At 68.8% G+C, this 17,956-nt stretch carries 17 protein-coding genes; 10 read left to right on the top strand and 7 right to left on the bottom strand.

All coding sequences use genetic code 11. The annotated features are described in order from the left end of the window. Positions 1-15 precede the first annotated feature (15 nt). From JOF42_RS01340 to otnK, 3 genes are read right to left on the bottom strand one after another with little or no spacing between them, the layout of a single operon-like run. Positions 16-825, bottom strand: a complete 810-nt coding sequence (locus tag JOF42_RS01340; RefSeq protein WP_210096209.1) for a DeoR/GlpR family DNA-binding transcription regulator — start codon at positions 823-825, stop codon at positions 16-18. A gap of 12 nt (positions 826-837) precedes the next feature. Beyond that, complete coding sequence (locus JOF42_RS01335; RefSeq protein WP_210096208.1) at positions 838-1,494, bottom strand: class II aldolase/adducin family protein; 657 nt, start codon at positions 1,492-1,494, stop codon at positions 838-840. Continuing rightward, positions 1,478-2,725 (bottom strand): 3-oxo-tetronate kinase, encoded by a 1,248-nt coding sequence (otnK, locus tag JOF42_RS18145; RefSeq protein WP_307803500.1) that lies wholly within the window; start codon positions 2,723-2,725, stop codon positions 1,478-1,480. The genes JOF42_RS01335 and otnK overlap by 17 nt, the downstream gene beginning before the upstream one ends. Before the next feature lie 163 nt (positions 2,726-2,888). Here otnK and JOF42_RS01325 point away from each other — a divergent pair, with 163 nt between their 5' ends. Genes JOF42_RS01325 through JOF42_RS01305 form a run of 5 tightly spaced genes read left to right on the top strand, consistent with a single transcriptional unit; the run spans position 2,889 to position 8,746 of the window. After that, entirely contained in the window at positions 2,889-4,187 is a 1,299-nt protein-coding gene (locus tag JOF42_RS01325; RefSeq protein WP_210096207.1) for a homoserine dehydrogenase, read from the top strand. Then, the gene (locus JOF42_RS01320) at positions 4,184-5,182 is read left to right on the top strand and encodes an amidohydrolase family protein (RefSeq protein WP_210096206.1); all 999 of its coding nucleotides are present in this window, start codon (positions 4,184-4,186) and stop codon (positions 5,180-5,182) included. The genes JOF42_RS01325 and JOF42_RS01320 overlap by 4 nt, the downstream gene beginning before the upstream one ends. Then, a complete protein-coding gene (locus JOF42_RS01315) occupies positions 5,182-6,477 on the top strand; it encodes an MFS transporter (RefSeq protein WP_210096205.1) in 1,296 nt (431 codons plus the stop codon). The genes JOF42_RS01320 and JOF42_RS01315 overlap by 1 nt, the downstream gene beginning before the upstream one ends. Beyond that, entirely contained in the window at positions 6,470-7,402 is a 933-nt protein-coding gene (locus JOF42_RS01310) for an amidohydrolase family protein (protein ID WP_210096204.1), read from the top strand. Before JOF42_RS01315 ends, JOF42_RS01310 begins: the two co-directional genes overlap by 8 nt. Before the next feature lie 36 nt (positions 7,403-7,438). Next, positions 7,439-8,746 carry an MFS transporter gene (locus tag JOF42_RS01305; RefSeq protein WP_210096203.1) on the top strand — a complete coding sequence of 436 codons (1,308 nt, stop codon included), beginning with the start codon at positions 7,439-7,441 and terminating at the stop codon, positions 8,744-8,746. Positions 8,747-8,828: 82 nt separating this feature from the next. Here the strand turns inward: JOF42_RS01305 and JOF42_RS01300 are convergent, their stop codons facing one another. After that, on the bottom strand, positions 8,829-9,770 hold the full coding sequence (locus JOF42_RS01300) for an SDR family NAD(P)-dependent oxidoreductase (protein ID WP_210096202.1): 942 nt from the start codon (positions 9,768-9,770) through the stop codon (positions 8,829-8,831). Positions 9,771-9,860: 90 nt separating this feature from the next. On the opposite strand from JOF42_RS01300, the gene JOF42_RS01295 reads away from it, so the two are divergent. Further along, positions 9,861-10,421, top strand: coding sequence for a TetR/AcrR family transcriptional regulator (locus JOF42_RS01295; protein WP_210096201.1), 561 nt, complete (start codon positions 9,861-9,863; stop codon positions 10,419-10,421). Continuing rightward, positions 10,418-12,310, top strand: a complete 1,893-nt coding sequence (locus JOF42_RS01290; RefSeq protein WP_210096200.1) for a glycoside hydrolase family 9 protein — start codon at positions 10,418-10,420, stop codon at positions 12,308-12,310. Before JOF42_RS01295 ends, JOF42_RS01290 begins: the two co-directional genes overlap by 4 nt. Before the next feature lie 9 nt (positions 12,311-12,319). Here the strand turns inward: JOF42_RS01290 and JOF42_RS01285 are convergent, their stop codons facing one another. Continuing rightward, complete coding sequence (locus JOF42_RS01285) at positions 12,320-13,021, bottom strand: winged helix-turn-helix transcriptional regulator (protein WP_210096199.1); 702 nt, start codon at positions 13,019-13,021, stop codon at positions 12,320-12,322. Positions 13,022-13,111: 90 nt separating this feature from the next. On the opposite strand from JOF42_RS01285, the gene JOF42_RS01280 reads away from it, so the two are divergent. Then, positions 13,112-13,942 (top strand): class I SAM-dependent methyltransferase, encoded by an 831-nt coding sequence (locus JOF42_RS01280; RefSeq protein WP_210096198.1) that lies wholly within the window; start codon positions 13,112-13,114, stop codon positions 13,940-13,942. A gap of 28 nt (positions 13,943-13,970) precedes the next feature. On the opposite strand, the gene JOF42_RS01275 is transcribed toward JOF42_RS01280, so the two are convergent. Continuing rightward, on the bottom strand, positions 13,971-14,594 hold the full coding sequence (locus tag JOF42_RS01275; protein WP_210096197.1) for an HD domain-containing protein: 624 nt from the start codon (positions 14,592-14,594) through the stop codon (positions 13,971-13,973). A gap of 60 nt (positions 14,595-14,654) precedes the next feature. Here JOF42_RS01275 and JOF42_RS01270 point away from each other — a divergent pair, with 60 nt between their 5' ends. Beyond that, entirely contained in the window at positions 14,655-15,386 is a 732-nt protein-coding gene (locus tag JOF42_RS01270; RefSeq protein ID WP_210096196.1) for an alpha/beta fold hydrolase, read from the top strand. Positions 15,387-15,482: 96 nt separating this feature from the next. Here JOF42_RS01270 and JOF42_RS01265 read toward each other — a convergent pair whose 3' ends face one another. Further along, complete coding sequence (locus JOF42_RS01265; RefSeq protein ID WP_245340688.1) at positions 15,483-16,205, bottom strand: FadR/GntR family transcriptional regulator; 723 nt, start codon at positions 16,203-16,205, stop codon at positions 15,483-15,485. A 127-nt stretch (positions 16,206-16,332) separates the two neighbouring features. Here JOF42_RS01265 and JOF42_RS01260 point away from each other — a divergent pair, with 127 nt between their 5' ends. Then, positions 16,333-17,928 (top strand): ABC transporter substrate-binding protein, encoded by a 1,596-nt coding sequence (locus JOF42_RS01260; protein ID WP_210096195.1) that lies wholly within the window; start codon positions 16,333-16,335, stop codon positions 17,926-17,928. Positions 17,929-17,956: the final 28 nt, after the last annotated feature.

Raw genomic sequence — 17,956 nt, 5'->3', positions numbered from 1 at the left:
AGCCGCCGACGCGGTCTATCCGGCGTCTCCGCCGGTGCGGACGACCGAGACTCCGAGCTCTTCGATCCCTGTCGCCGTGGCATCGCTGAGGCCGGCATCCGTGACGATCATGTCGAGATCGGTGAGGTCGAGCACGCGGTAGCGGCCGAAGGTGCCGTACTTCGAGCTGCCGGCGACGAGCACCGTCTCGCTCGCGCTCTCGAGGGCCGCCGTCTTGGGGGCGATCTTCGATTCGGTCGGCGTGGTGACGCCTCGGCGCAGATCCCATGACGATGACGAGAGGAAGGCGATGTCGATCGACAGCTCGTGCAGGGTGAGGGCGGCCAGTCGACCGGTCGTCGACTGGTTGGCCTTCTCGACCCGCCCGCCGATCGCGATGATGTCCGCCGTGGGGTGGTCGAGGAATGCGGCGATGATCGCGAGGTCGTTCGTCACGACGGTCAGATCGCGGATGCTCTCGAGGTGGGGCCGCATCGCCTGGATCGTCGTGCCCGCATCGAGGTAGATCGTCATCGACTCGGTGACGAGTGATGCCGCATGGCGTGCCATCCCGTCCTTCTCGGCGACGTCCTGACGGGCCTTCTCGAAACGCGACGGCTCGGTCACCAGACGTGAGGCGATCTTGGCGCCCCCTGGCGTGGCCAGCACGCGGCCGGCCTCTTCGAGCACCGAGATGTCGCGGCGGATCGTCATGTGGCTGACACCGACGAGGTCTGTGAGCTGGCGATAGCTCAGCACCCCTTCGCGGCGGAGGTGCTTGACGATGAGCTCGCGTCGCTGCTCGGGAATGAGCGGCGTCGATGCGGCAGAGGCGGGCTTCGTCATGTCGTGGTCAGCCTAGCGAACGAGGGCGGCGCTCTCGGCCCAGGGAGTGCCCCACCGCGCGGCCAGTGCGGCGACGTCCTCTGCGGGAAGCAGGCGCCGGGGTTTGCCGTCGGTGAGCAGCGTGATGCGGCATGCCTCTTCGAGCTCGATCGCCGCCTCGATCGCGGCGTCCAGCGTGGTCGCGGAGACGATCTGCCCGTGGTTGGCGAGCAGCGCGCCATGGAACGCGTGCGGGAGCGCGAGCAGCTGTGCCGCGAGGTCGGGGTCGCCGGGCACGCGGAACGGGACGAGCGGGCTCTGCCCCACGCGCATGACGAAGTAGGGAGTCAGGGGCGGGATCGCGCTCGTCTCCGACCAGGGCTCGAGGCAGCTCGCCGCGACCGCGAACGGGGAGTGCAGGTGCACGACCGCCGTGTGGCCGACGTTCTTCTCGTAGAAGGCCAGATGAAGAGCGAGCTCCTTCGAGGGCTTCGCGCCGCGCACGAACGTGCCCTCGCGCGTGACGACCGCGATGTCGTCTTCCGAGAGGCGGCCGAGGTCGGTGCCCGTGCCCGTCATGTAGACCAGGTCGTCGGCGAGGATGCTGACGTTGCCGCTGCTTCCGGGGCTGATCCCCGCTGCCGCGACGCGGGCGCCCGCGGCGATCAGGTCGTCAATCGGTGAGGTCATCGAGCGCCCTCCAGGCGGTGGTGAACATGTCCTCGGAGCCGAAGTTCCCGGACTTGAGTGCGATGGTGAGGGGGCCGTGCGCGGCATCGGCGGCGCTCCAGCAGACGCCGGGCGCGATGCGAGGGCCGATGTGCAGACGCTGGATGCCGAGGTGCTGGACGACGGCTCCCGAGGTCTCGCCGCCCGCGACGATCACCTGGGTGACGCCGAGGCTCTCGACGGCGCGGGAGACGATCTCCGAGAGCACGTCCTCGATGAGCCCCGCGACGGTGTTGCCCGCGGACCCGCGGCGGATGTCGTCGAGCGAGCCGACCGAGTAGACGACGGGGATCTCGTCGGCGGCCAGGCCCTGCAGCCACGACACCGCCTCGGCGATGACGCTCTCGGGGTCTGTCGCGAGGGCTTCGATGTCGAGCTTGCGGGACGGCAGAGTCTCGGCTGCATGAGCGATCTGCGCGCGGGTCTTGGCCGAGGCGCTGCCGCACACGATCAGGCGTCGCCCTGGCACCGGCTCGATCTGCGAGAGCGTGCCGGGGCGTGGGCCGGTCATCCCGAGAGCCAGGCCCGCTCCTCCGCTCACCACGCGCCAGTCGGAGACGGCGGTGGCGATGGTCTCGAGGTCGGCGTCGGTGATCGCGTCCACCACGGTGTACCCCGCGGGTGACGACGCCAGCGCGCCGCGCAGTGCTGCCGGGCCCGCCCAGACGGTCGGGGCGGCGATCTCGTGGATCTCGCGGCCGGTCTGCGGGGCGAGGATGTCGCGGAGCCGCGACTGCGTCATCGGGGTGAGCGGGTGATGGCGCATGGGGGAGTGCTCGAGCAGCTCCTCGCCCACGAAGAGGTGACCGCGATAGACGGTGCGGCCGTTGTCGGGGAAGGACGGCACGACGATGGTGCGCTGTTCGCCGAGCTCGTCCATCACGGCGTCGAGGATCGGACCGATGTTGCCTTCGGGGGTGGAGTCGAAGGTCGAGCAGTACTTCACATAGAACTGCCGCGCATCGAGCGCTTCGAGGGCCGCGACGGCGCGCACGCTCTGGGCGACGGCAGTGGGGACGGGGGCGGTCCGCGTCTTCAGCGCCACGACGACGGCATCCGCATCGCCGAGGTTCTGAGGGTCGAGGGGAGAGTCCTCGATCGACACCACCGCACGGAAGCCGCGTTCGCGCAGGGCGATGGCGAGATCCGTCGCGCCGGTGAAGTCGTCTGCGACTGCGCCGATTTCGATCACGCGTCCTCCTCGGGTAGGTCACACCATTTGACCACGTGTTAATCCTTGTGAACAAATTTGATAATTCTGTACGACTGTGGAAAAGTGATCGACGCCCACGGGAGAACCCGCTCCCCGGGCATCGCACGACCGCACGGAACGTCCCGTGCAGAGGGGACCACCGATGACCCGCACTCCTGTTCGCGTCGCTCTCACCGGCGCACGCGGAGGCTTCGGCCGCACCTTCCTCGCCCAGCTCCGGTCGATCGACCGGATGACGGCGACGCAGCTCATCGACCCCGATGTCGACGGCGTGCGCACCCTCATCGCCGACCTCGGCGGTCTTCCCGACGCCGAACCGATCCCCGGTCACGATGACGTCCGCTGGGACGAGATCGATGTGCTCGTCGAGGCCTCCGGTCGCGTCGAGGCGGGCTACCGCTATGCCGCAGAGGCGATCAGCCGCGGCATCCACGTCGTGATGGTCAGCAAGGAGATCGAGAGCGTGGCGGGCGTCTCGCTCGCCAACGCGGCGCGGGAGCGCGGTGTCGGCTACCTCCCCGGAGACGGTGACCAGCCCGCCAACCTGCTGCGCCTGCTCGACTGGGTCGAGAAGGTCGGCCTGCACGTCGTGGCGCTCGGCAAGTCCGGAGAGTACGACCTCGTCTTCGACCCCGCCACCGGCATCCTCGACCAGCAGGGCGAGCGGATCGACGCGTCAGGTCTCGGCGATCACCTGTTCCTCGCGGACGACATCGACGAGACCCTCGCCGCACGCGCCGCGATCGTCGCCCCGCTCAAGCGCGCTGCCGCCGCCGACTCGTGCGAGATGGCCGTCGTCTCGCTCTACTCGGGTGCCACCGCCGACACCGAGCGGATGCACTACCCGGTCGCGCGTCCCAGTGAGCTGGCCGACATCTACGCCCGCCGCTCCGACGGCGGCCTGATCGGCACCGACCGCGCGGTCGACGTCTTCTCGGCACTGCGCCTGCCCGGTGAGACGAGCTTCGCCGGCGGCGTCTTCACGATCGTCACGACCGGAGACGATGAGGTCTGGGGCCTGCTCGCGGGCAAGGGGCACATCGTCTCGCGCTCGGGCGAGTACGCCTGCATCTACTGGCCGTACCACTTCATGGGCGTCGAGACGCCGCTCACGATCGACGCCGTGACGTCCGGCTCGACGCCGTTCGCCGAGCCGCGCCACCACACCGTGCTCGCCGCTCGGGCCTCCGAGGCGCTCGCCGCCGGAACGACGTTCGAGGTGCGAGGGCACCACCATGAGATCGCCGGCGTCCGCCCCGTGATCATCGACCGCGCCGATGCGCTCAGCGACACCGACGATGCGCTCACCGCCGCCTACTACCTGCTCTCCGGCGCGCGACTCGTGCGTGACGTCGCCGAGGGCGACCTCATCCGCATCTCCGACCTCGAGGGTGTCGCGGACGACGTGCGCGCCGCGTTCGTGGAGGGTGTGCGACTGTGACCCGCGAGGCCGCTCGCCGCATCCGCGAGGCGCGTCTCCCCGACGGATACGAGCTGCGGATCGTCGACGCGCATCACCACTTCTGGGATCTCGACGGCGACGGCCACTGGCCCTGGATCCAGGACGAGTACAACGAGGACTTCTTCCTCGGCGACTACACCGCCATGCGCCGTTCCTTCCTGCCGCGCCAGTACCTGGCGGCGACCGAGGGCTGGGATGTCATCGGCACCGTGCACTGCGAGGCCGAGCGCAGCCGCAGCGAGCAGGTCGAGGAGGACGACTTCCTCCAGGGGCTCAGTGACGCCACCGCCGGACGATTCCCGCTCGCCGCCGTCGCGCACGTCGGGTTCCTGCAGCACGATCGCGACGAGGTCCTGGACGCTCACGCGCAGCGCTCGATCGTCCGCGGCATCCGCTCGAAGCCCGTGATCGCCGCTCGCGCCGACGAGCGTGCGAACGGGGCGGGCACGCTCCACGACCCGGAGTGGGTCGAGGGGATCGCCGCCCTCGAGGCGCACGGATTCTCGTGGGATCTGCGGGTGCCCTACTACCACCTGGCCGAGGCGGCTGACGTGCTCGCCGACTTCCCCGACCTCCCCGTCGTGGTGAACCACTGCGGCCTGCCGCTCGACCGCTCCGCCGACGGACTGCGTGTGTGGCGCGACGGCATGGAGCGCCTCGCCGCGCTGCCCCGCACCGTCGTCAAGGTGTCGGAGCTCGGCCTGTACCGCAACCTCTGGGATCGCCCGTCGAACGAGGTCGTCGTCAGAGACACCCTCTCGATCTTCGGTGCCGACCGCGCGCTGTTCGCCTCGAACCTTCCGGTCGCGACGCTCACCGCTCCCGACTTCGACGAGGTCATGGACACGATCCTCGTCGGCGCCGCAGGACTCGACGCCGCAGGTCTCGACGCCCTGTTCCGCGGCACCGCTGCACGGGTCTACCGACTCGACCTCTCTTCACTTCCCTCCGCTTCACTCTCCAAGGACCACTGATGACCACCGTTGACCAGGGCACCGCCGCCCGCACCGCCCGCCCCACGAAGATCCGCTGGTGGGTCATCGTCGTGCTGTTCGTCTTCTACACGATCAACTGCATCGACCGGGCGTCGCTGTCGGTCGCCCTGCCCACGATCAGCGCTGAGTTCCTGCTCGAGCCTGCTGTGCAGGGCGTCATCCTCTCGGCGTTCTTCTGGACGTACTGCCTGTTCCAGATCCCCGGTGGAGCGGCCGCCGACAGGTTCGGACCGCGCAGGGTGATCGGCATCGCCGCCGTGATCTGGGGTTCGTTCACGGCCCTCGCGGGCCTTGCCGTGAACGCCGTGATGCTCGTGCTCAGCCGCCTCGGCCTCGGAGCCTTCGAGGCGCCGTACATGCCGTCGGCCAACAAGCTCGTCACCCGTTGGCTGCCGGCGAAGCACCGGTCCACCGGCGTCACGCTCATCGACTCCGGCGCTCCGCTCGGATCCGCCTTCGGCGCGCTCGTCGTCACCGGCCTGATCACGGCGACGGGCTCGTGGCGCTGGTCGTTCCTCATCATCGGCGTCGCGACGATCGTGATCGGCATCGGCGTGGCGCTGTTCATCCGCAACCACCCGTCGGAGCATCCGCTCGTCAACCGCGCCGAGGAGGAGCTGATCCGCTCGGGCGGCGTCGAGGAGCGCGTGGAGGAGGAACCGCCGGGCATGAGCAGGGCGACCGTCTTCTGGATGGTCGTCGGGCGCATCGGCTGGGCCATGGTCTTCTGGGGCCTGGTCACCTGGGGGCCGACGTACCTCTCACAGGCTCGGGGCCTCGACCTCGCGGCGATGGGATTCGCGACTTTCCTCATCTTCCTGTGCGGAGCCGTCGGTGAGATCCTCAGCGGCATCCTCGCCGACACCCTGCAGAAGCGGATGTCTCCGAACCGCGCCTTCAAGCTGCTTTTCGGAGGATCCGGTGCCCTCAGCCTGCTCGCGCTCGCCGCACTGCCGTTCGTGAGCGATGCCGCGACAGCGGTGACCCTGCTCTGCATCGGCGTGTTCTTCAACCTGTTCGGCGGCCTCTACTGGACGATCCCCGGTCGTCTGGCCAAGCCCGAGCGCGTCGGCGTCGTCGGCGGAGTGATGAACTTCGCCGGCACCTCGGCGGGCATCGTCGTGCCGATCGTCGCGGGTCTCCTCGTGCAGTTCACCGGCGGCTACACCGCGGTGCTCATCTACCTCGCCGTCTGCGCCGCGATCTATCTCGTCGGCTCGCTGTCGATCGACTTCGAGGGGCGTGGCGTGCGCAAGGCGGTCGCGCATGCCTGACCTCTACGACGGGCCGATCATCGACGCCCACCACCACGTGTGGGACCTCGGTCTCGGCCGTCATCCATGGCTGGCTCCGGGCGCGAGAGTCGCGCATCGGTACGGCGACTACGAGCCCATCAAGCGCGACTACCTGCCGGCCGACTATCTGCGGGACATCGCGGGGACGGGCGTCGTCGCCTCGGTCTACATGGAGGCCGAATGGGTGCCGGGCGACGGCATGGCCGAGGTGCTGACGATCGAGCGGTACCGCGAGGAGTCCGGCGTGCCCGGCTCGATGGTCGCTCAGGCCTGGCTCGACGCTCCGGATGCGGCCGAACGCCTGGCCGAGCTGGCCGCCATGCCCGCCGTGAAGAGCGTTCGGCACAAGCCGGGTGGGGCGACGTCGCATGCTGAGGCCGAAGCGGGCGTGCGCTCGCTGCTGAGCGACGACTCCTGGCGCGAGGGCTATGCGCGTCTCGCCGGGCACGGTCTGCACTTCGACCTGCAGACGCCGTGGTGGAACCTCGACGACGCGCACCGTCTCGCCGCCGACTTCCCCGAGACGACGATCGTGATCGATCACGCCGGCGTGCTCGCGTCACGCGACGACGAGACGGTCACGGCCTGGCGCGCTGCCCTCGGGCGGGTGGCCGAGGCGCCCAACGTCGTGATCAAGGCGTCGGGGCTCTGCGTCGCCGGAACGCCGTGGACCGTCGAGGCCAACCGCGGTCCGATCGAGGATCTCGTGCGGATCTTCGGTGCCGAGCGCGTCATGTTCGGCAGCAACTTCCCCGTCGACGGCATGTTCATCGACTTCCGTGGCCTGGTCGACGGCTACCGCGAGATCCTCTCCGCCTTCGACTCCGACGCCCAGCGTGCGGTCTTCCACGACACGGCGCAGCGCGTGTACGACCCCCGACCTCTCATCGACGCGATCTCCTGACACAGACCGATCCCTGACAACGACCAAGGACCCCCCATGAACGTCAACGACGACAAGCTCTTCCGGAAGGTGATGCTGCGCGTGCTCCCGCTCGCGATGCTCGGCTTCTTCCTCTCGTACCTCGACCGCGTGAACATCGGATACGCGCAGGCGACCATGAGCGCCGACCTCGGCTTCTCGAACGTCGTCTACGGCCTCGGCGCCGGGCTGTTCTTCATCGGATACTTTATCTTCGAGATCCCTTCGAACCTGATCCTCGCCAAGGTCGGCGCGCGCCGCTGGATCGCGCGCATCATGATCACGTGGGGCCTCATCTCGGGTCTCATGTTCATCGTCGACAGCGAGTGGATGTTCTACCTCCTGCGCTTCCTCCTGGGTGTCGCCGAGGCCGGGTTCATCCCCGGCATCCTCTTCTACATGGCGCACTGGTTCCCGGCCAGCCGTCGCGGACGCGCCTGGGGCATCTTCTACATCGCGCTCGCGTCGTCCGGTCTGATCGGCGGACCCGTCTCCGGATTCATCCTCAGTGGCATGGACGGCGTCTGGGGCCACGCGGGATGGCAGTGGCTTTTCGTGATCGAGGCGATCCCGACCGTGCTGCTCGGCATCGTCATCCTGTTCTGCCTGCAGGAGGACTACCGCACCGTCACGTGGCTCACCGAACCCGAGCGCGCGCGTCTCGGCACCCTGCTCGCCGCCGAGCGCGTCGACGAAGCCGAGACCCCGCTGCGCAAGGTCTTCACGAGCAAGCTGATCTGGCTGCTCACCGCGGTGTACTTCTCCTACAACTTCGCCCTCTACGGCATCAGCTTCTGGCTGCCGACCCTGATCGGCGACCTCGGCATCACCGACACCGTGCAGGTCGGGTTCCTCAGCGCCCTGCCGAGCCTCGCCGCGATCGTGTCGATGGTGACGTTCGGGTTCCTGTCGGACCGTGCAGGCGAGCGACGCAAGTTCATCGCCGCGGCATTCCTGCTCAGCGCCACCGGATTCGCGATCTGCATCATCGCGGGCACCGATCCGGTCTGGGGCATCATCGGACTCTGCCTCGCGAACGCCGGCGCCCTGTCGATCCCCGCCATCTTCTGGAGCTTCCAGACCTCGATGCTCGCGGGAACCGCTCTCGCCGGCGGTATCGCGCTGATCAACTCGACCGGAAACCTCGCCGGCTTCGCGGCGCCGTACCTGATCGGCTTCGTGAAGGACGCCACCGGAGTCGCGACGATCGCGCTGTACATCACGGGTGCCATCATGATCATCGGTGCGATCCTCACCATGACCGTGCGGCAGCATCGCGCGGTCAACACGGCCGAGGATCTCCCCTCGGAGCTCGTCTCGAAGTAGTCCCCCGCTGCTTTCCCCCGGGACCGGCGACGCCCCCGCACGCGACTGCGTGCGGGGGCTTCGCCGTACGGCCGACCGCTGATCAGCGTCGGATCGGCAACCCCAGACGAACGTCCGCGAGTTCTTCGAGCTGGTCCCACACGCTCTGCGCGAGTTCGGCCGAAGGAGTGTGGGTGCGGGGGAGCGGCTCGACCCGTACGGGCAGCCCGCGCAGCCGTCCGGCGGGCGCGTAGTACTCGCCGCCCTGTGCTGTGGGATCCGTGAGCGCGCGGACCGCCGCCCAGGCGGCGGTGTCTTTGCCCTGGGCCCAGGGCGTGTAGGGATTGCGCTGATACGGCGTCGTGGCATCGCGGATGCCGGCTCGCTCGGGGGTCTTGGCATCGACGCCCACTCCGGGCCGCACGACGAGCGAGGCGACCGGAAGGGCCGCGGCCCGCAGGCGGCGGTCGAGTTCGAACGCGAACACCTCGGTGATGGTCTTGGCCTTGGTGTACGCCGCGATGGCAGTACGCGGGGTCGCGCTCACGTCCTCCACCCCGAGCCGGAACTGCGACACGAATCCGGTCGACGTGTGCACGATGCGGCTCGCGACCCCCTCCGCCTCTCCGGTGGCGATCAAGGAGGGCAGGATGCCGGCGAGCAGCCGGACGTTCGAGATCACGTGAGTTCCGAGGATCGGGGGAAGACCGTCGGCCGTGGGCGCACCGCGCCAGCCGGTCATGGCGCCGCCGTTGAGGAGCACTCCGTCTACTCGGGGGAGCGCCCTCAGCTCGTCCGCCGCCCGAGACACGGAGTCGAGGGAGGAGAGGTCGATCACCACGCTCCGCACGGAGGCTCCGGGCACCTGGTCGCGGATGGATGCTTCGGCGAGGCGCAGCTTCGACTCGGACCGCGACGCGAGCACGACCTCGGCGCCGGAGGCGGCGATCTGCTCGGCAGCGAAGTAGCCGATGCCCGCGGTCGCGCCCGTGACGACGATCGTGCGTCCGGTCCGGTCGGGAAGACGGTCGGGATTCCAGTTCACTTCTGCCTTCGTTCTCTAAGCGGATTTCTTATCCGGTTAGACCGTAGCATAAACGGAATGTCTATCCGTTTGCGCTGCTAGGATCGGAGGATGGCGCAGATACGGGCGGATGCGGCGCGCAGCCGAGCGCGGATCCTCGACGCCGCGCGCGCTCGGCCGTCGGGGGGTCTGCGCCTGAACGACGTCGCGCGCGATGCCGGGCTCGGCGTCGGCACGGTGTACCGCCACTTCCCGTCGGTGCATGCGCTCACCGAGGCGCTCGCGGTCGAGACGCTGGAGCGCATGGTCAAGATCGCCCGTGCGGCGGCCGAGCATCCGGACACCGAAAGCGCTCTGGCCACCTTTCTCGGCGAAGCGCTGGCGCTGCAGCTGCAGGATGGCGGCCTTCAGGCCGTGCTGCTCTCACCCGACGACGAAGAGGAGTCTGTGCGTGCGATGAAGCGTGAGATCTTCGTCGCGTTCGACGAGGTGCTTCAGCGTGCGCGCGACGCGAAGCTCGTGCGCGCGGACCTCTCGATCGGGCAGATCGAGCGGCTCGTGTGCGGTGTCGAGCATGCCGTGCGCATCGGGGAGCCCAGCGACCGGCACCTGTTCCTCGGCATCCTCCTGGCGGGCATCCGCCCGGCAGCGTCATCGTCGGCTCCAGCGTGACCGCGTCGGCTACCGCGGCTCATCGGTACTCCTCCCCTCCGATCCCGATCGCACCCACTGCTTTGCTCGCGGTGGCCGCGCTGCTTCTCACCTCCTGTTCTGCGCCCGAGTCGGCCGACGCGCTGGTTCGGGTCGATCAGACCGGGTACATCGTGGGGGAGTCGAAGACTGCCTACGCGATGGGTGATGCGGGGGCGCTGGACGGCGCCGGGTATCGCGTCGTCGACTCGAGCGGTGACGTGATGCTCGAGGGTGAGTTGGGTGATGCGAGCACGCCGTGGAATGACGAGTACGACGCCGTGCGCCCGATCGATCTCACCGATCTCGACGATGTCGGCGACTACCGCATCGAACTCACCGGGGGCGTCGAGGGGCGTTCGCCGGAGTTCGTCATCGGTTCGGGAGATGACGTGCTGCGCCCGCTCGCCGACCTGACGCTGACGTTCTTCCAGGCCCAGCGCGACGGTGCCGATGTGATCCCCGAGGTCATGGACCGCAAGCCGTCTCACCTTCTGGACGCCGCGGCGACGGTCTACGAGACACCGACCTACGAAGACGGCGGCCAGACACTCGTCGGCGAGCTCGTGCCGTCCGGCCTCCCTCCCTGGGATGTCTCCGGCGGCTGGTTCGACGCCGGTGACTTCCTGAAGTTCACCGGGACGACCGCTTACGCCTCGACGGCGATGATCGTGGCCGAACGCGACGGTGCGACGGCATCCGATGATCTGGCCGCGGAGATCGAGCTCGGACTCGCGTGGCTCGACCGGATGTGGGACGACGAGACGCAGACCCTCGGCCTGCAGGTCGGCATCGGCAACGGCAACGACGCCGTGCGCACCGATCACGACGTCTGGCGTCTGCCGGAAGACGACGATGCGAACGCCGCACCCCAGGATGATCCCGACTACACGATCTCCCACCGACCGATCTTCCTCGCGGGCGAGGCCGGGTCCAGCATCCAGCCCTCCGTCGCCGGGCGCGTCGCCGCCGCCTTCGCCCTCGCATCCCAGCGCGCAGTCTCCCAGGGCGACGAGGAGGCGGCGACGACCTGGCTCACGAAGGCCGCCGACATCTACGCCCTCGCAGACACCGAGCCCGCGGCGAACGCCACGGCGGTACCTGCCGAGTTCTATCCGGAGGACTCGTGGCAGGACGACCTCGAGCTCGCCACGGTCGAGCTCGCGATCGCGGCAGACGCGATAGGCGACGATCGTGCGCGTGGGTGGCTGGACGACTCCGCCGCGTGGGCGACGGCGTACATCGACTCCGATGTGCGGGGCACCCTCGGTGTCGGCGATGTCAGTGCGCTCGCCCATGCGGAGCTCGCCGCACAGGATGAGGCCGTGGCGCCGTTGCTGATCGACGACCTGCGCCGTCAGCTCGACTCGGGCGTCGACGCCGCAGCGAGCGATCCGTTCGGTGCCGGTGTGAGTCTGGTCGAGTTCGATTCGGTGCCGTTCGCGTTCGGGCTGATCGCGACCGCGGGGTACTACGAACGGGTGACGGGCGACGACGGTTATCGCGAGTTCGCCGAGCAGCAGCGAGCCTGGGTCTTCGGCGCGAACGCTTGGGGGAGCAGCTTCATGATCGGCGCGGGCGACACCTACCCGCAGTGTCCCGAGCATCAGGTGGCGAATCTCGCGGACGCGGGCCCGCTTCTCGGCGCGGTCGTGAACGGTCCGAACGCGGCCGAGCAGCTGGACGAGCTCAACAGATTCGCGACGATGGTGCCGTGCGCATCGGATGCCGCCGACGGTGCCGAGTGGGCGCAGTTCGACGGTCGAGGCTCGCGCTATCTCGACGATGTCGGGGCCTGGCAGACCGTCGAACCGGCGATCGACTTCACCGCGACGGCACTGCTCGGACTGTCGGCGAGCCTGCTTCGCTGAGACGGACGCTCAGCGTCCAGGCACACCCGCCAGTGCACCCACGCGCGGAACCGCCGCATACCCCGGCCGCGTGAACCACGAGGGCAGCGCTCGCCGCAGGTGACTCGGCCCGGTCGCCGTGGCGTCCTCCGCGAGCAGCAGCGTCGTCCATTCGATGTCTCCGCGCCAGAACCGGGTCAGGGCGCGCAGCGAGCAGCGCACCTCGATCGCGACCTCGTAGCCGGGGTCGGCGTCGCACACGTCGGCATCCCCGTCGTGGATGACCAGCCACCACCGGCGTCGCGCCGGACTCGCGTCGGTGAAGTGCAGTGCGATCACCGTGCGCGCATCCGGAACGGTCTCATGGTCGATGTTGCGGTGCATGTCCCACAGCAGCAGCTTGGGGTCGAGATCGGCGTCGCCGAGTTCGCCGATCCACCGCACGCCCCACGCGGAGAGCTGCTCGACGACCGGCCGCAGCTCGGCGCCCGCCGGGGTGAGCACGTAGCGCACGTCGGCGCCGTGGGCGATGCGCTCGATCAGACCCGCACGCTGCAGCTGGTCGAGCCGATGCGACAGCAGGGTGGGCGACATTCGGGGGAGGCCCCGGCGCAGGTCGTTGAAGTGCTCGGTGCCGAGCAGCAGCTCGCGTAAGAGGAGCATCGTCCAGCGCTCGTCCAGCAGCTCCATCGCCTTGGCGACGGGGCAGAACTGGTAGTACGGGGCGCCCACGAGCCTCACGATAGACCCGGTACAGATCCGATACTAGAGCGGTCTGTGCGGGCTTCGTAGCGTGAGGATCACAAGGCAGAGGAGCCCATCATGAACAGCACGACAGACCTTCAGACCGATGCGGATCGCGCGTTGAAGGCGAAGCACAGGATCGTCTGGGCGCTCGGCGACTACGCCGCCGTCGCGCGCGAGGTGATCCCCGAACTCGGCAGGGTTCTCGTCGCCGAGAGCGGCGTCGGACCCGGCGATCGGGTGCTCGATGTCGCCGCCGGCACGGGCAACGCGTCGATCGAGGCGGCGCGTGCCGGAGCAGCCGTCATCGCCAGCGACCTCACGCCCGAACTGCTCGAGATCGGGCGCGCCGATGCTGCACGGCAGGGAATCGACCTCACGTTCGAGGAGGCGGATGCCGAGGCGCTGCCCTACGCCGACGACTCGTTCGACGTTGTGCTCTCGTGCGTGGGCGTCATGTTCGCGCCGCACCACGAGGTCGCAGCGCGCGAACTCACGCGGGCCGTGCGCCCCGGCGGCCGGCTGGCTCTGATCAACTGGACGCCCGAGGGTTTCATCGGCCAGCTGTTCGCCACGCTGAAGCGCTTCGTCCCCGCACCTCCCGCAGGCGTCCAGCCGCCGCCGCTCTGGGGCGGAGAGGACCACGTGCGCGAGCTGCTCGGAGCCCGCGTCACCGATCTGACGATGGAGCGCCGCCGGTTGTCGGTCGACAGGTTCGCGTCCGGCGCGGAGTTCCGGGACTTCTTCCGGGACTTCTACGGGCCCACGGCTGCGGCCTATCGAGGGATCGGCGACGATCACGAGCGGCGCGGCGAGCTGGACGATGCCCTGGCCACGCTCGGCGACCGCCACCTCGAGAGCGGCGCGATGGACTGGGAGTATCTGCTGGTGACCGCGACCGTGAAGTGAGCGCCGCGCCGGGTTCGAGCCCGGTGCGTCAGCCGAGCGGGTGGTCCGCCAGCTTGCGGACGACGCCGCCCTCGACCAGCCGGTGCGCCGCGGTGTGCGGCTTGCGCGCCGCCTGGTCGACGACTCCGGTGCCGAACTCCTGGGCGAGGTCGAGGCGCGGGTAGGCGTCGAGCACCTCGCGGATGAAGGATGCGGGAAGCGCATCGGGCCGCGCGCCGGAGATGTCGAGACCCGTCGCGATCTCGAGCAGGTATCCCTCGACGTCGAGGTCGGGGTCGACAGCCGGCCAGTTGTGCCGCACGATCACCTCGAGCGCGCGCTGGCCACGGTGCTCGTCCCATCCGGCGCCCCGGGTGAGCGCGACGGCCACGTGCCCTCCGGACTCCTCATATGAGCGGAAGACGTTGTCGAACTCGGGCACCAGGCCGATGTCGTGCAGCACGGCGGCGACGTAGAGGAGTTCGTGGTCGATGTCCGAGCGACCCTCGACGATCGCGAACGCCTCGGCCCACAGCCATGACCGCAGCACGTGATTCAGCAGGGTCGGGGAGTGGTACTGCGTGGCGAGCGACAGAGCGGCGCGAGCCGCTGCCGAGCTCGGTGCGTCGAATGAGGCCAGTGTCAGGTGGTCGGGCGTCGCATTCTCACTCATGCCGGTCAGCGTATCGCTGCGCCCGCTCACGGCGAGAACGTCGGATGACACAATGACGGAATGCAGCTGCACACGGCGACCTCCGGCTCAGGTGAGCACCATGTCGGACTGATCCACGGGCTCGGCGCCGACGGCACGACGTGGAAACCACTGATCGACCTGATGCTCACCACGGGCCGGTACACCGTGACGACCGTCGATCTCCGGGGGCACGGGCGCAGCGACCGGGCGTCGTCGTACACGCTGGGCGAACTCGCCGATGATGTCGTGGAGTCGCTGCCGCAGGGCCTGCACAGCGTCGTCGGGCACTCGCTGGGCGGCGCCGTGCTCGTCCGTGCAGTCGAACGGCTCCGCCCTGCGCGTGCGATCTACCTCGACCCCGGTTTCGGCCTGGCGCTCCCCACCACCGGTCTGGCGGGGCGCGCCTTCTGGGCGGTTCCCGCGCTCACCCTGGGCGTCGTCGGTCTTCGCCAGTCACGCCGCAGTGCCGCCCAGCGAGCCGCGTACCCCGAGAGCATCCGGGCGTCGATGGCGCGCAGTCAGAAGCTGTTCGACTCGAAGATGGCGATCGGTGTGTTCCGGGAGATCGCGTTCCACCCGGTCGCGATCGCAGCTCCCGCGGTGCCGTCGACGATCGTGCTCTCCGACGAGTCGCCGGCCGTGCTGTCCGACGCGATGGCGGCCGGACTCGAGCACGACGGGTGGGAAACCCGCCGGATCTCCGGCATCCACCACGACATGCACCTGGAAGACCCTGAGCGGGTGCTCGGAGTCCTCGCAGACGTGCTCTGAGACGCGGGCTCGCTAACTCGTCGCGATGCGGCCGACCCGCGGAGCGCAGGGGGCCGCGGTCGGATGCGGGCGGCTCGTCCGCCTGGTCTTGAGGTGTCAGGCCCGCGACTTCTCCGCCTGCGCGAGCACGCGCTGCAACGGCTGGTAGTGCTCGATGACAGCCGCACGGTAGGCGTCGACATCACCGGCGCGCACCGCCGCGAGCATGTCACCATGCGCGACCGCTGTCTGATGGATGTCCTCCGGCTGAGCGATGTCGAGCTGGGGCAGCACCGCCGTGTGCACGTCCCAGAAGGCGCCGACGAGCTGACCGACGAGCCGATTGCCGATCGCCTCGAAGAGCTTGGTGTGGAAGAGTCGGTCGGCTTCGAGGAAGTGCTCGCCTCTGCTCGCCTTGTCGACCATCTCGGCGACGAGTTCGTCGAGTTCTCCGTCGGAATCGACCTGGGCGGCCGCGACGACGCGCTCCGCCATGGAGAGATCGAGAGCCAGTCGTACCTCGACGACCTCGCGCAGCGACTGCAGAGATCCTTCGGGGGACAGGACTCCTCGGAAGACCAGGGCCTCGACCATCGGATCCAGCGACATCGAGCCGACGTAGGTGCCGTGGCCGTGCCGGACATCGACGATGTCGAGCGTCGACAGGGTGCGGATCGCCTCCCTGACCGAAGAGCGCGACACGTCGAGCTCTTCGCAGAGCTCGGCCTCGGTCGGAAGGGGTGCTCCGGGGGTGAGCCCGCGGGCGATGATGAGCTGCTTGATCTGATCCGCCGTCGTCGAGCGCCGCATCCGCGATGCCCTACTCGTGGTGGACTTCATCTGGTCTCCCTCTCGTCCCGACTGAAACGCTCCGATCATCTCACTCTTGTGATCTGGTCGAACCTGTGTTTAGAGTACATCAGACATCAGATGTCCTCAAGATGTCCCCCATCACCCTGGAGCACACATGAACCGACACATCACCCGCCGTCGCGCGGGTCGATTCGCGATGGTGATCGCCGGCACCGTCGCCGCCTCCCTCGCCCTCGCCGGCTGCGGCGGCGCCTCAGCCGGTCCCGACAAGGGCGCGGCGGCTGCCGAGGTCGACCCTGACGCGATCATCGAAGCGGGAATCTCGTACACGCTGAACGGCAGCTTCGACCCGATGGTCGCCTCCGGCGCCGTCACGGTGTCTGCGAACTGGCACGTCTTCGAGGGGCTCGTCGATCTCGACCCCGTGACGCAGAAGGCGGAGCCCGCGCTCGCCGCCGAGATGCCGACGAAGGTCGACGACACGACCTACGAGATCGATCTGCGGGAGGGCGCGACGTTCCACAACGGCGATCCCGTCACCGCGGAGGATGTCGTCTTCAGCTACGAGCGGGTGCTGAACCCCGACAACAACTCGCTGTTCCGCACCTTCATCGACTTCGTCGACACCGTGACCGCGGTCGACGAGGACACCGTGCGGATCACGACCGACTACCCGTTCTCGCTGATCGAGTCGCGCCTCGGCGTCGTGAAGATCGTGCCCGAGTCCGTGGTCGAGGCCGACCCTGAGGGCTTCGGCGCCAACCCGGTCGGCTCAGGACCGTACTCCCTGGTATCGGCCGTGCCCGAGGACAAGATCGTCTTCGAGAGGTACGACGACTACAACGGGCCGCACCCGGCACTCGCGGCGGGCATGAACTGGAACCTGCTGTCCGACGCCTCCGCTCGAGTCACGGCGATGTCGACCGGCACCATCCAGGCGATGGAGGACGTGCCCTACATCGACGTCGACTCCCTGGCATCCGCCGCCGACGTCGAGAGCGTGCAGTCCTTCGGGTTGCTGTTCATGATGTTCAACACGAAGGCAGCGCCGTTCGACGACGTCCGCGTGCGTCAGGCGATGCACTACGCCCTCGACATGGACAAGATCATCGAGACCGGCATGCTCGGCAACGCGACGCCCGCCACGTCGTTCCTGCCCGAGACGTACCCGAACTACAACGAGGCCTCGACGGTCTACAGCTACGACCCCGAGAAGGCCGAGGAGCTGCTGGCCGAGGCGGGCGTCGACGACCTGTCGATCACGCTGCTCACCACCGACACCGGCTGGGTGAAGGAGGTCGCACCGCTGATCAAGGAATCGCTCGACGCCATCGGCATCGACACGACTCTCGACATCGGGCAGTCGGCTGCGATGTACGAGAAGGTCGACTCCGGCGACTACACGGTCGCGATCGCGCCGGGAGACCCGTCGGTCTTCGGCGTCGACCCCGACCTGCTGATGAACTGGTGGTACGGCGAGAACGTCTGGACCCAGACCCGCACCAACTGGGCCGACTCGCCCGAGTACGCCGAACTGCGCACGCTCCTCGACGACGCCGTGCAGCAGCAGGGCGACGAGCAGCAGGCCACGTGGGACAAGGCGTACGACCTGCTCTCCGACCAGGCAGTGCTCTATCCGCTGTTCCACCGCAAGCTCCCCACCGCGTGGAGCAGCCAGGAGCTGATCGGCTTCGCTCCCGTCCCCACCACCGGCCTGTCGTTCCTCGACGTCGGCGTGGCGGCGAAGTAGCCCCGGTCTCCACGGCGGGGATGCGTAC

The organism is Microbacterium phyllosphaerae, from assembly GCF_017876435.1.
GTDB lineage: Bacteria > Actinomycetota > Actinomycetes > Actinomycetales > Microbacteriaceae > Microbacterium > Microbacterium phyllosphaerae.
Note: the sequence above shows the minus strand (reverse complement) of the source record. Positions and strands in the feature narration are given on the sequence as shown.

Excerpts from the sequence above, each read along its gene's own strand:
- JOF42_RS01340 (WP_210096209.1), bottom strand. The coding sequence starts at position 825 with ATGACGAAGCCCGCCTCTGCCGCATCGACGCCGCTCATTCCCGAGCAG.
- JOF42_RS01335 (WP_210096208.1), bottom strand. The coding sequence starts at position 1,494 with ATGACCTCACCGATTGACGACCTGATCGCCGCGGGCGCCCGCGTCGCG.
- JOF42_RS01325 (WP_210096207.1), top strand. The coding sequence starts at position 2,889 with ATGACCCGCACTCCTGTTCGCGTCGCTCTCACCGGCGCACGCGGAGGC.
- JOF42_RS01315 (WP_210096205.1), top strand. The coding sequence starts at position 5,182 with ATGACCACCGTTGACCAGGGCACCGCCGCCCGCACCGCCCGCCCCACG.
- JOF42_RS01310 (WP_210096204.1), top strand. The coding sequence starts at position 6,470 with ATGCCTGACCTCTACGACGGGCCGATCATCGACGCCCACCACCACGTG.
- JOF42_RS01305 (WP_210096203.1), top strand. The coding sequence starts at position 7,439 with ATGAACGTCAACGACGACAAGCTCTTCCGGAAGGTGATGCTGCGCGTG.
- JOF42_RS01295 (WP_210096201.1), top strand. The coding sequence starts at position 9,861 with ATGGCGCAGATACGGGCGGATGCGGCGCGCAGCCGAGCGCGGATCCTC.
- JOF42_RS01280 (WP_210096198.1), top strand. The coding sequence starts at position 13,112 with ATGAACAGCACGACAGACCTTCAGACCGATGCGGATCGCGCGTTGAAG.
- JOF42_RS01275 (WP_210096197.1), bottom strand. The coding sequence starts at position 14,594 with ATGAGTGAGAATGCGACGCCCGACCACCTGACACTGGCCTCATTCGAC.
- JOF42_RS01270 (WP_210096196.1), top strand. The coding sequence starts at position 14,655 with ATGCAGCTGCACACGGCGACCTCCGGCTCAGGTGAGCACCATGTCGGA.
- JOF42_RS01265 (WP_245340688.1), bottom strand. The coding sequence starts at position 16,205 with ATGAAGTCCACCACGAGTAGGGCATCGCGGATGCGGCGCTCGACGACG.
- JOF42_RS01260 (WP_210096195.1), top strand. The coding sequence starts at position 16,333 with ATGAACCGACACATCACCCGCCGTCGCGCGGGTCGATTCGCGATGGTG.